The following is a 13,386-nucleotide window of genomic DNA, read 5'->3' as shown; positions in this document are numbered from 1 at the left end:
ACTGTTTACCGTTTACTGATAACTGTTAAACATGAAGTGGAAAGTTAGGTGTTTTAACTAATTTGCGCCCTCATTCTCCATGCTTACCTGTACTCTGGTTAGTGGTGGGATATAAGGTGGGCGGCGACGATTGCATCTTTTCCTTGTCTTTGCTGCTGAAAGACAAGAAAAAGATGTATGACAGCGCAGCAGTAGGGATAGCGTCGGAACGAGCGTCACTGCGAATTGACAATTGTTTTGGTCAATAATTAACTAACGTAATTACAGTAACTTCTGGTGGACAAAATAGGCGTCCTGGGCGATAAGTTCCTAAGCCGCGATTGACATATAATTGGTTTTTTTCTACCTGATGGAATCCCTGTGCCCACTCCCAATATCGCACTACTTTAGAGCAGTCTCCTAGTAAAAACGTCACCCAACATCGCAGTTTTTTGGGAATTTGTTTCAGCAGTTTTTTGTAATAGACTACTAGAGGGCCAATGCCTGGAATCACAATATGACCACCGTGGGTATGACCAGATAATTGCAAATCTACGCGCCATTGTTGCAATATCTTGGCTGTATCTGGATTGTGAGATAAAACTATGCGGGGTATGTTAGGTTCTAATTGATTCATGATTGTTGCGGGATGAAATTCCCTTGACCAATAATCAGCTAGTCCTACTAACGGTAATTTTTTTCCTAGGGGGTAAGCGATTTCATTCCAAAGTACATGAATCCCAATACTAGTTAACGCTGCTGTAACTTCTGCTTGGGAGTGGCTGTAATGTATATCATGGTTGCCCAGTACGGCATAGATACCATAGCGACTTTGCAGATGTTTGAGTCGAAGAACTAGTTGGTGAATTGGCGTGGGATCGTCAGTTACGTAATCACCAGTTAATAGAACTAAATCCGGTTCAACCTCATTAGTAAGTGCGATCGCTTTTTCTAACATCTCTTCTGACAGTCGCAAACCATCGTAGTGAAAATCTGACAACTGCACCAGCTTTGTACCTTGTAAAGATGCTGGAAGTTCTGCAATCTTAACCGTTATTTTATCGACTCTTAAATGTCCTGTAAACAACCAGTGCATATAGTAACTGACACTCCTCATACCAGCGCTTACAGCTTACCAAAAATTAAAATATATCTTGAGCAACTGCAACAATTTCTGTCATAGAATCTAAATGAAATAAATGTATTGGTTGAAATTCTGATACAAAATTATACCTAGTTAGGAAAAGATGTATTATTTCTTAAGCTCATCCTACTCCTAAAAGGTGATGAGATTTCATGTTGACTGTTAACTGTTAACCGTCAACTGTCAACGACCCAAAAAAGCGTCTTTCATCCCATTCCTTCTAAGAATGGGTTTTCCTGACGCCTTTTTATAAACTGTGTAACGCACTGTAAATTGCTTGGCTCAAGCTTTTTCTGACGAATTACGAATTAGTATTACTCACTTTGTAGCGTAATTATAGTAATTTCTGGGCGACAAAATAAACGACCGGGAAGATAAGTTCCCAAGCCACGATTGACATATAACTGATTTTTTCCTAATTGATGTAAACCCTGTGCCCATTCCCAATGGTGGACAACAGAAAAATTTCTTCGTAAAAATGGTATGCGACGCCGTATTTTTAAGGGTATTTTTCGCATTATTTTTTTGTAAACAACTACCACAGGGCCGATTCCAGGAATCACGATTTGACCCCCGTGAGTATGACCAGATAATTGCAAATCGACTCGCCATGCTTGCAATATCTCCGCAGTATCCGGGTTATGGGATAAAACAATACGAGGTATAGCGGGGTCTAACTGATTCATTACTGATGCAGGATTGAATTCCTTTGAATAACGGTCTGCTAATCCTATCAGTGGCAATTCTTTTCCGAGTGGATAGGCAATTTCATTCCAAAGAACGTTAACCCCAATGTTATTCAGAGCTGCTGTAACTTCCGCTTTGGAGTGTGTGTAATATATATCATGGTTGCCCAGTATGGCATAAATACCAGCGCGACTGTGCAGATGTTTGAGTCGTAGTACTAGTTGATGAATTGGTGTGGGGCTTGTGGTTATGTAGTCACCAGTTAATAAGACTAAATCTGGTTTTACTTGGTTGCTAACTGCGATCGCATTTTCTAACATTTCTTCTGACAGTCGCAAACCATCATAATGAAAATCTGACATCTGCACAAGCTTTTTACCTTGTAATGATGTAGGCAACCCTGCAATCTTAACCGTTAATCTTTGTGTACTCAACGGCCCAGATAACAACGAGTGCATAAGGTATTCGATAATCTTCAATCATAGCGCTTACAGCTTAACGAAAAATTATCCGATTTCCTGTAGCGACTAAAGTAAATTCTTCAAAATTTCATTAAAGCTATAGATTTAAATGTATTTGTGCTAATTTAAATTTGATGTAAATTTAGTCATTTATGTTAAATATGCTACTTGCCTTTGTTTTGAGTGCGATCGCTTCTAACAAGACATAACCCATGTTGGCGTACTTATACCTAATTAATTATTAATTCATGATTCATAATTAAAGAATGAGTCTTGTTCCCACGCTGATTTTTAATGAGCCTGGAGAGTTCAGAGCTAACACTTATTTAAATTATAAAAAGGCGTCGGGAAAACCCATTCCTTCTCGGTAGGTGATGAAAAACGCCTTTTTAGGCTGTTGACAGTTAACAGTTGACCAAATAATTACTAATTCGTAATTCGTAATTCGTAATTCGTAATTACTTCGTGTCATAGCCCCCACCAAATCTGCATGGCTTTGTGGTCTTCAATCAGCGCAAAGTAAGAGAGTGGTGAGTTCAATTCTAAGTTGATTGTAACTACGAATTACGCGCTTCGTAGCGGTAGCGAGACCTTGAGCGTCATTATCAATTACGAATTATGTTGACGGTTAACAGTCAACTGTCAACTGTCAACGTGAAATCCCATTCTCATTTAGGGGTGGGATGAGCTTAGGAATTATTGATTATTGATTATATATTTTGATCTTCATCAATTGTAGCAGGTGGATTAGCATTAGCTTGACCGGCAATTTTATGTTCATACCAAGTCATTAATGGTGTTGAACTTATTCCATGTATGACTACAGAAACTATAATAGTGGTATAAGTAATCCAGGCGATTTGTTCCGCAGCTTCACCTTTTAAGCCATTACCAAACGCATAGGCAAGATAATATAAAGAGCCTACACCGCGAATACCAAACCAACCAAATAACCAGCGAGTCGCTGGATGTAACTTGCGGCGGCGAGAGTTGAAATGACGTACACCAATTGTGCTAATCCAGGCTCCGACAGGTCGGATTACCAAGAATAATAAAAGAAGTACTAACAAGGATTGAGCACCATAATTGAGTATTGGCTTGAATAATAATATTGAGCCTAGTAACAAGATTGTTCCAACTTCTAACAGTTTTTCAATCCGCTCAACAAATCCTAATTGAGCTAGTGGCTTCTCAAGATTTCTATAACTGCGTTGGGCAACTAACCCAGCAACAAATACTGCCAAGAAACCATAACCATTAACTATTTCTGTTAAAGAATAAGTTAGCAAAATTGTACCAATGGCAACAAAATCTTCCATCAACTCATCGGCTTTGCGGCGTTTTTGGATTTTTTTGTCGAGCCAAACTACTGCTTTAGCGACAACAATTCCCATAACAATGCCAGCTGCAATCGCCCAAATCAAATCAATCAAAATCCACTGTTTCAGCCAGTTATTCCAGTTGTTATCTTTTAATGCATAAATACCAAAATAAACAAATGGAAAAGCTAAAGCATCATTTAACCCACCTTCAGAAGTTAAACCAAAGCGTAACTCATCTTGGTCGTTAGTATCAGTTAGTTGAACTTCTGAGGCTAACACTGGATCAGTTGGTGCAAGAATTGCTCCTAATAAAATAGCCTCTCCCCAATTCATTCCTAAAAACAATTTACCCACAATAGCTAGAGCAAAAATTGAAATTGGCATCAACAATCCAATGAGTCGCGTTGTGATACTCCAATCCTTCCAACTAAGTGGGCGAACAATTTTTAACCCGCAGCTAAACACAGAAACAATTACTACAAATTCTGTTATACGCTCTAGCAACTCGGCGTTAAATACATCATCTCGACGTAATTGAATCAGCCCAAAGCCATAAGGGCCTAACAAAACACCAACCACTAGGTAGATAATAGCAAAAGAAAGAGGTAATCGAGAAATCCAGCCTGAGCCTAATGTAACCATCAGCAAGAGTGTGCCAATAACCAATAGGTCAATAATATAGATATTTACATGCATAGCAATACACATTAAAAAAAAGCCTGCTTCGCAAGTCTAGTTGCGATCGCTTGGTATCAAAAATATCTAAAGATAGATTTAGTAAAAATATTTCACGTTTATTTCTAACTCTGTTAGGTTAGTGAAATAGTAACCATTGGAGTATTTGTTATGAAACTCCCAGATAGTCCACAAAAATCAAAATTTACACAGTCACTTCAGTGGGTTTTTAACCCTTTACAACTACTGGAAACAACTGCAAGAGCGCATGGTGACTGTTTTACGTTATGGTTAACTAGCAATAAGCCAATGGTCTTATTTAGTAATCCCCAAGCTATTCAGCAGATTTTTACGGCTCAATTAGAGCAGTTAGACGCTAGAGGGTCAAGTCAACTTTTACAACCTTTGTTGGGAGACAATTCATTGATATTGCTGTCTGGCGCATCTCATCAACGTCAGCGGCGGTTGTTGACTCCGCCTTTTCATGGCGAACGGATGAAAGCCTATGGTCAAGTTATTGCTAAGATTACAAATCAAGTCATCAATGGTTGGAAAATCGGCGAAGCTTTTTCTGTTCGTGACTCCATGCAAGAAATATCTCTCAAGGTAATTTTACAAGCTGTATTTGGTCTACGTGAAGGAGAACGTTTTACACAGTTACAAGAACTCTTAAGTTCCGTGCTTGATTTATCTGGCTCACCTTTACGTGCTTCCATGATGTTTTTTCCTGCACTACAAGTAGATTGGGGTACGTGGAGTCCTTGGGGAAAATTTTTGCATCAAATGCGGCAAATAGACCAACTAATTTACACAGAGATTCAGGAACGCAGAGATCACCTAAATCCATCTCGAAGTGATATCCTTTCGTTGATGATGTCGGCACGTGACGACAATGGTGAGCCAATGACGGATGTAGAGTTACGCGATGAGTTAATGACTCTATTAGTCGCTGGTCACGAAACTACAGCTTCCGGGCTGACATGGGCTTTATACTGGATTCACCATGTGCCAGAAGTACGGACAAAGCTGTTGGCTGAGTTAGATAATGTTGGTGAGAATCCAGATTGGAATGAAGTTTCTCGCTTGCCTTATCTAACAGCAGTATGCCAAGAAACGCTACGCATTTACCCAATTATAATGCTCACCATACCTCGTATTGTTAAGTCTCCAATCGAAATTATGGGCTATGAATTTCAACCAGGGACATTACTATCATCTTGTATATATTTAACTCATCACCGCCCAGATTTATATCCAGAACCGAAGCAGTTTAAGCCAGAGCGCTTCTTAGAACGGCAATATTCACAGTATGAATATTTACCCTTTGGTGGTGGTAATCGCCGCTGTCTGGGAATGGCATTTGCCATGTTTGAAATGAAACTAGTATTGGTGACGGTGTTGTCACAGATGGAATTGGCATTAATTGATAATTATCAAGTGAAACCTACACGTCGAGGCATCACTTTAGCGCCTTCAGGTGGTAAGTGGTTGGTTGCAACTAGTCAACGGCAAAAGGTGAAAATATCTGTGGAGGCGTAATTAAATCAGTAAACAGTAAACAGTAAACAGTAAACAGTTATCAGTTATCAAGAGGTATGGTGGGGGATTTAAACCCGCTAGATAGCGCCTGCCACTAATCGGCTTTGGATTATTAGTTTTCAGTCCTAAGTAAATGCTTAACATCATGGCTTTCAATCTATTGGCACAGAATATTGAAAGTAATGCATATTATCATGGAAGTAGGTCATCAAGATAACAGGTAATAGTAGAGGTCGCTATGCTTCGTATAACTCAAATTCTTCGCAATTCTTTCATTCGTTTGGAAGCCTTTTTTTCAGTTATTTTCACCAGTTTTTCTAATTTCGCTAGAAATTTCTTTGGCTTCTTTGCTGGGGTATTCGGATTTACCAAACCTGGTTATTTTTTGCAATCTGATGAAGCGCAGGGTATAAAGCAAACTTCGGCTAAACAGTTAAGCGAAACGGTTCAGAATACAACTCCTGTAACTCCGACGACTACCCGCCGCCGTTCTAATGCCAAAATTGAAGACTACTATATCAACATGGCTCGTGATGTGAAAAAGAACTAAAAAAAGCCATGAAGCAAGTAGTACAATCGTTTACTCCTAATTAGTTAAATGAAAGCTATTCTTGCGAATGTGAGTTAATTCACATTTTGGATATTAGACTTCTTGCACAAATATTTTAAAATCAGAATTTTCAGATTCACGCAAAGAGGAATGAGAAGCTTATCTGTTTAACAGTTTATAATCTGATTCATGCAAGAAGTCTATTTTATTGTGCTAGCCATAAAGCGACATTACGCACATAAGTCTTGATATCTTCTAAGGCGCGTGGCTCTTGTTTCATACCATTTCCCGGTAGTTCATCTACAAATGTAGGACAGCCTTTTTCAATGTCCCAGTTGTAATCTACTAGGTGATGGAAACTGGAGTTAGCTATTGCTCGGCCTAGTAGATTACCATGTGCATCTGTGTAATGTTCGATCGCAACGACCAAATTGAAGTCACGACCTGTAACTAAACTGTTTCCCAATGCAATCACCTGTGCGTTGAGGTTGCTTGGATGCACTCCAATACCACCCTCGTGAGGATGTGCTGGAAAATATTCGATGAACCCAGAAGGTGAATTAGGATTTTTCAATAGTTCGTGAACAGGTTCGACTAGGGTAATTTTTTGATAGTCGCCGTTAGCTCCCGAATGATAGTTAGGCCAAGAAATATAAGTTGTATATGGATCATCTCGACACCAACGAGAATCATCAGGGTCGAAATTTTTGGTGTTGAAATAGTGAACATCACCAATATCAACTAAACCGCACATCGAACAACCCATATCTTGATGATCCCGTGTCGTCAGAATACCACCGCCACGTCGTCGAAAAGCATTAATACCAGCAATATCTTTTTCAGTTAAACCATCGCCAACATCTAAAGCAAACAGCCAAAGTTCGTCGAAATCTGATTTATCTAGTGTACTCAAAACTGGGTCATTACCCTCTGCATTTGATTTGCGATCGCGGGTTGTAACTTCAAACAATGACCCCACTTCATCTTTAACAGATGCCAGATATTCCTGTAACAGTGAGAAACGAATAATGCTCCAGTCATCTTCAGTTGTAGAAATCGTAGTCTGCAAAAGAATGCGAATTGGTTTGATCATAGCTTCCGCAACTTGATTTATTTGCTGTTAAGGCTGCAATTACTTTACTATAAATTTCTCCTTTAAATAAATTTTATCTGCTGTTGCACCCAAAGGCGAAAAGCCTTGAGCGTTGTGTTTCTACCTGCTGTTGTACTTTGCTCAAGATATTGAGGAATTGCCTTAACTAGTGGTAATCTAGGAAAATTTAAACTAACTACTCTTTGTAGTTGTTAACTGTTAACTGTTGCCAGTTAACGGTTAACAGTCAACCTTAATATCGAGGTAATGTGCAATTTAAATGCATAACAGCGTATCAAATGCACGAGACGTGTAGGAGTCGTCAAATATCCTCTTTACAAAGGAATTGTATGCGTGTGCGATCGCATTTAGAAAAAAAACCTCCGGGGACTCCAGAGGTTATGGTTCCTGATTTAGTTTCCACTTGTGACTACAGCTTGTCGTTAGCCATTTCCCGATGGTGAAGGAGATTATTTTTGTCTTTATTGGCGCTTATTCTCTTCTCTACAAAAGGCTGTGATACCCCTACGCTTAAGCAAGCTACACCTTGGTCTCATAGAGAAGGCTGTTTGTTCATTCTTACAACTCACATAGGACTGCTATATTATTTTCATACTAAAGATAGATACTGATATATAAAATCTGTTCAGATACTTCCATATATCTAGTTTTACCACTATAGATAGATGTAAACTTGTTAAGTATTTATCAAATAGATTGTGTTTTTAAGCAAGCAGTAATAGATTAAACATCAAGCTACTATTTTGTTATTTGAGATTATAAATATTTTGAATTTGCAGTTAATGTTTTGCAAAAAAAAATTAATAACTAAGCAATTATTTTTGAGATAAAATTGGTTTATATTTTTTTAATAAACTTATTATCAAAATATAGTAAAGATTTTTCCTTTTTAGTAAAATATATTGGCTAAATGTAGGAGAATTTTTAAATAAATAACAGTGGATTAAAATGAAGGGTGAGAGACTGTCACTTGTCCGTTGAATTTCTCTTCCAGAGAACTTCAGATTTATCACTCTGGTGCTGATGAAAATATAATTAGTGTTAGGCTACTGTCAGAAGTAAATTTGCTGTACTCATACATATACCTGACCTTCGCTGCTTCTAGATTCCAGTTTTTGGAACAGGTTGAAACCTCTTTTTAGTAATTAAAACTTAACCTACCTAAATACTGAGAGGTTGACCTATGAACCTGTATTGTAGAGTTCAGTAAAATCCTCAAAATAACAGCTACTATCAGGCTATATATTACTTTCCTGTTATTATCAACCAGGTAGAAATAGTCTCAAATAATACTATTTCTGCACCAAGCTTGGTACAAAGTCTGTCAGCTTCTTGGAATTAACCAGTGAGTAGCTCACTGCTTCTAAGTGTTTTACCAGTGATTGCTGATTATCAGGGAACATAACAGCTATGTTTGATGCATCTTTTGTTAGAGCTTACTACTTTTTGCGAGCTAGATACTATCGCAATTTGGGAGTGCAGTCTTTAATAAAGATTTTGCTTGATGGACAAAATAAAAAATTGCATGATGTCCTTTAGACTTTTGGATTACCTCTGTGTTCTAGACTATGCCAATTAAAGTCGGATATTGAGGGATCACAATCTAAGCTAACGCAGGACTACTCTCCTACACTTTGAGAAAGCTAGGAGGTTAGAACAGTGAACAGTGAACAGTAAACAGTAAACAGTGGTCAGAAAAAAACTGATGACTGATAACTGTTAAGCAACGCCTGCTACTAATCGACTTTCAGTTATTAGTTTTTAGTTGTCAGTGCTCGCCGATATAGTGGTTATCCTTAAACATAATTAACTTGACTGATTACTGGTTACTGATTACTGTTTACTGTTTACTGTTAAAAAACAGTGTTAGTTGCACATCATGTAAATCTTTAATTAACGTTCTGAAACTAATGAGTTTTGCACTGTGAATCCTAATATTTTTGGATTTAAAAACAGCTGCAATAGAAACATTTGCCCACATTTTGCAATTGACGGCAACTGGTAAGAATTATGACACAAGATTTAAGTCAAGATCAGATTTTTGAAAGCTACGATACCCAAGAAAGCAAGTTTTTAACGCCTTTTCAACGGAAGGCACTGCTGAAAAACTTGCAAGCTAATTTACAGCCAGAATATCGTCGGCGGATTGAAATTATGTTGCTGGCGGATATGGGTAAATCTCAAACCCAAATCTGTGAAATCATCGGTTGTTCTCAAGAGATGGCGCGATACTGGATTGGGATAGCAGAAGCAGGTTTGGCGCACAAATGGAATGAGCGACCCATCGGTAGACCCAAAACTGTAAATAATGAATATATTGAACGGTTGAAAGAATTGGTGAGCCATAGTCCGCGTGAATATGGCTATGCATTTGGTTACTGGACAGCTCAATGGTTAAGCAAACATTTAGCAAATGAATTTGGCATTGAAATTAGCGATCGCCATGTGAATCGCTTGCTTAAACAAATGGGACTTTCCACCAAGCGCAAAAACATTAGCCAACAACAAACTGACCAGAATAAGGATGCTGGGATTACAATCGGCGACTTGCAATCTAACTCCGAACCTAGTTTGCATTGGTCATTCAATTTGATTCAGACCAATAACTAAGCTGTTACGCATTTTAATTGCATATTTCTTGTAAGAGTTGTCATTTGTAAATACAAACAATTTCTTAACGCAAAAGTATGCAATTGGGATGCAATTTTGCTTAATACAGTTTTGGAGGTAAGAAAATGCCGTCAGCGTTTTCCCAGCAACAGTTAGCTGAACAACTCACCCAAACCTTGGGTGAGTCGCTGTCAGACGAGGAACTTGACAGGTGTTTCAGAGCGCTGGAAATTGTCGAGCCAGCAGTAGCAAAGCAGTTTTGGCAAGCAGCTACATCTGAGCCAGGAATTTATATCATTCTTACAGGTAAAGTTAGACTGCTCGATAGCTCTAATAACTTAATCACCACCCTTTTACCTGGAGCATCATTTGGCGAATTGACTCTATTTCCAGAAGAGAAATTCAGTCCTTATGTTGCTAGAGCTTCGGCAAACTTAAAGCTTTGTTATCTCAATCAAGAGGCGCTACAAGAGTTAATTCGCACATCCCAGAGCATCCGCGATCGCCTTTTAGCACGTGCAGAACTTTGGGATTTGCTGCTGTTTTGTTCCCAGAACTCCCTAATTCCCCGTAATGCATCTGTAGAAGAGATTTTCAAAGCACTATCCTTATTTGAGCGGCACACTTTAGAGAGTGGTTCTCTAAATGCCAAACTCACCAAAGATACCAAGCTCTGGCTGCTGCGTGTCGGAGAGCTATTACATTCTGACGGGCGAAGATTGACACCTGGAAACATCTATGTAAACCCAAAGCAGGGAAGTTTGCAGGCAACACAACCAGCGATCGCTTACAGTTTGAGAAATGCTAATTGGCAAACAGCACAACAACACTGGCCGCAATTAGCAGAGTTGATCGACTTCCAGGAACGGAGACTAGGGACTGGTGACTGGGGACTGGGGACTGGGAACGAGGAAGGTGCTTCCCAATACCCAATACCCAATACCCAATACCCAATTCCACAGCCAGATCCCGATCCAACACCAAAGCAAAAGATCCAACGAGCCTACTTTCCCAGCCCAACGGTGAAAGCGCGGCATTGGTGGGGACGCCTAACCAAACGGTATCCGTTCTTTGAACAACAAAGCGCCTCAGACTGTGGAGCAGCTTGCTTGGTGATGATTTGCCGCTATTGGGGCAAACGTTCTAGTGTCAACCGCCTACGGGATATTGCCAACATCAACCGTAGTGGGGCATCAATGCGGGGTTTAACAGCTGCCGCAGAAACTATCGGCTTTACTACCCGTCCTGTGAAAGCCAGCCTTGATAAATTAGCACAACAATCTCTACCAGCGATCGCTCACTGGGAAGGCAAGCACTACATAGTTGTCTATGAAATCAATAAAAAGCACGTGATTGTTGGTGATCCCGCCATCGGTCAACGCACCCTTACCCACAACGAATTTAAAACTGGTTGGACTGGTTATGCGTTGCTATTGCAACCCACAGCCTTGCTTAAAGAAAACCAGGAAGCAATCACACCATTCTGGCAGTTTTTTGATTTAGTCAAACCTCACTCGCAAGTACTGCTAGAAGTGTTCTTTGCTTCAGTGTTGATTCAAGTATTTGGACTGGTTACACCCTTATTTACGCAGTTGCTATTAGACCGCGTAGTTGTACAAGGTAGCACCTTGACTTTAAACGCTGTGGGTTTAGGGTTGCTGATTTTTGGGTTGTTCCGCGTCGCCATCAACGGACTACGACAATATCTGCTGGATCACACAGCCAACCGCATTAGCGTCGCGCTGTTGGTCGGTTTTATTAAACATACCTTCCGCTTGCCTTTAGCTTTCTTTGAGTCGCGTTACGTTGGCGATATTGTCTCTCGCGTCCAAGAAAATCAGAAAATTCAGCGGTTTTTAACTGGAGAAGCACTGTCAATCATTTTAGATTTGCTGACAGTGTTTATTTATGTGGGGTTGATGTTTTGGTATAGCTGGCAAATGGCATTGTTCAGCTTAGCGATCGTGCCACCTTTTGTACTTTTAGCACTCGTCGCCACACCTTTTTTACGCCGCATCAGCCGCGAAGTTTTTAGTGCCGCAGCCGCAGAGAACAGTTATCTGATTCAATCCCTCACAGGAATTCGCTCAATTCGCTCTATGGCAATTGAGCAGACAGTACGCTGGCATTGGGAAGAACTGCTGAATAATGTCATTAAGAAAACCTTTAGTGGACAGATAATTAGTAATCAACTGCAAGTTTTCAGTTCCAGTATTGAAACGCTAGTAACTACAGGATTACTTTGGTTTGGGGCATGGTTAGTAATTCAAAACCAACTGACAATTGGACAATTAGTTGCATTCAATATGTTGTTAGGCAACGTAATTCGTCCTTTCCAACGGCTTGTAGTGCTGTGGAATCAATTGCAAGAAGTGATTATTTCCACAGAGCGGATTAATGATGTTTTGGAAGCGGAACCGGAAGAAGATTTACAACATCAACCCCGCCAGTCTTTACTAAATTTGCAAGGTCAAGTTCGCTTTGATAATGTGACTTTTCGCTATCACCCAGAAAGTGATATTAACGTGCTAGAAAATCTCAGTTTTGAAATCAAAGCTGAGCAAACAGTAGCGGTTGTGGGGCGTAGTGGTTCTGGTAAAACTACCTTATCCAAATTGATTTTGGGTTTATATCCGCCGACAGACGGGAAAGTGTTGATTGATGGTCAAGATGTCACTAATATTTCCTTGCGATCGCTGCGTTCTCAAATCGGTGTTGTAGATCAAGATACCTTTTTGTTTGGCGGTACAATTCGCGAAAACATTAGCATTGCTCATCCAGAATCGACTCTAGAAGAGGTTATTGAAGCCGCACGCCTAGCCGGAGCAGATGACTTCATTAAACAAATGCCGATGGGTTACGAAACCCAAATTGGTGAAGGTGGCGGGATGTTATCTGGTGGACAACGCCAACGGTTAGCGATCGCACGTGCTTTGTTAGGAAATCCCTCTTTCTTGGTATTAGATGAAGCAACCAGTCATCTAGACGCCGAATCTGAGCGAATTATTCAAAACAACCTCAAAAAAATCCTCCAAGGACGCACAAGCCTGATCATTGCTCATCGCCTCTCCACAGTGCGTCATGCCGACTTGATTTTGGTTTTAGATCGCGGTGTATTAGTCGAAAGCGGTACTCACGATGAATTAATCACCAAAAGAGGTCATTACTTCTATCTCAACCAGCAACAGTTAGCTCAAACAGCTTAAAGGGGGCTGGGGACTGGGAAGGAATTTTGCTAATCCCCAATCCCTAATCCCCAATCCCTAATCCCCAATCCCTAATCCCCAATCCCTAATCCCCAATAG

The 13,386-nt window shown here is 39.9% G+C and carries 10 protein-coding genes; 5 read left to right on the top strand and 5 right to left on the bottom strand.

Annotated features, from left to right (window positions below; all coding sequences use genetic code 11):
* Window positions 1–241: 241 nt before the first annotated feature.
* The 4 genes from FNW02_RS00905 to FNW02_RS00890 form a co-directional block, all read right to left on the bottom strand.
* Window positions 242–1,075, bottom strand: a complete 834-nt coding sequence (locus tag FNW02_RS00905; RefSeq protein ID WP_191755718.1) for a metallophosphoesterase — start codon at window positions 1,073–1,075, stop codon at window positions 242–244.
* Window positions 1,076–1,437: 362 nt separating this feature from the next.
* Window positions 1,438–2,268, bottom strand: coding sequence for a metallophosphoesterase (locus FNW02_RS00900; protein ID WP_191755717.1), 831 nt, complete (start codon window positions 2,266–2,268; stop codon window positions 1,438–1,440).
* 334 nt (window positions 2,269–2,602) lie between these two features.
* Window positions 2,603–2,743, bottom strand: a complete 141-nt coding sequence (locus tag FNW02_RS00895; RefSeq protein WP_191755716.1) for a hypothetical protein — start codon at window positions 2,741–2,743, stop codon at window positions 2,603–2,605.
* Window positions 2,744–2,981: 238 nt separating this feature from the next.
* Window positions 2,982–4,289 carry a cation:proton antiporter gene (locus tag FNW02_RS00890; protein WP_191755715.1) on the bottom strand — a complete coding sequence of 436 codons (1,308 nt, stop codon included), beginning with the start codon at window positions 4,287–4,289 and terminating at the stop codon, window positions 2,982–2,984.
* Between the two features lie 150 nt (window positions 4,290–4,439).
* Here FNW02_RS00890 and FNW02_RS00885 point away from each other — a divergent pair, with 150 nt between their 5' ends.
* A complete protein-coding gene (locus FNW02_RS00885; RefSeq protein WP_191755714.1) occupies window positions 4,440–5,807 on the top strand; it encodes a cytochrome P450 in 1,368 nt (455 codons plus the stop codon).
* A gap of 238 nt (window positions 5,808–6,045) precedes the next feature.
* Window positions 6,046–6,357: a threonine dehydratase gene (locus FNW02_RS00880; RefSeq protein WP_191755713.1), complete on the top strand. Its 312-nt coding sequence runs from the start codon at window positions 6,046–6,048 to the stop codon at window positions 6,355–6,357.
* Between the two features lie 205 nt (window positions 6,358–6,562).
* Here FNW02_RS00880 and FNW02_RS00875 read toward each other — a convergent pair whose 3' ends face one another.
* Window positions 6,563–7,450: a hypothetical protein gene (locus FNW02_RS00875; protein ID WP_191755712.1), complete on the bottom strand. Its 888-nt coding sequence runs from the start codon at window positions 7,448–7,450 to the stop codon at window positions 6,563–6,565.
* A 299-nt stretch (window positions 7,451–7,749) separates the two neighbouring features.
* Between FNW02_RS00875 and FNW02_RS00870 the strand changes: the two genes are divergently transcribed.
* The 3 genes from FNW02_RS00870 (at window position 7,750) to FNW02_RS00860 (ending at window position 13,287) form a co-directional block, all read left to right on the top strand.
* On the top strand, window positions 7,750–7,914 hold the full coding sequence (locus tag FNW02_RS00870; RefSeq protein ID WP_191755711.1) for a hypothetical protein: 165 nt from the start codon (window positions 7,750–7,752) through the stop codon (window positions 7,912–7,914).
* Between the two features lie 1,567 nt (window positions 7,915–9,481).
* The gene (locus FNW02_RS00865) at window positions 9,482–10,081 is read left to right on the top strand and encodes a helix-turn-helix domain-containing protein (protein WP_191755710.1); all 600 of its coding nucleotides are present in this window, start codon (window positions 9,482–9,484) and stop codon (window positions 10,079–10,081) included.
* A 125-nt stretch (window positions 10,082–10,206) separates the two neighbouring features.
* On the top strand, window positions 10,207–13,287 hold the full coding sequence (locus FNW02_RS00860) for a peptidase domain-containing ABC transporter (RefSeq protein WP_191755709.1): 3,081 nt from the start codon (window positions 10,207–10,209) through the stop codon (window positions 13,285–13,287).
* Window positions 13,288–13,386 lie beyond the last annotated feature (99 nt).

It is taken from the genome of Komarekiella delphini-convector SJRDD-AB1 (genome assembly GCF_014831675.1).
In the GTDB taxonomy this organism is placed as follows: Bacteria; Cyanobacteriota; Cyanobacteriia; order Cyanobacteriales; family Nostocaceae; genus Komarekiella.
The sequence above is the reverse complement of the archived record's forward strand: the minus strand, read 5'-3'. Positions and strand labels throughout refer to the sequence as shown.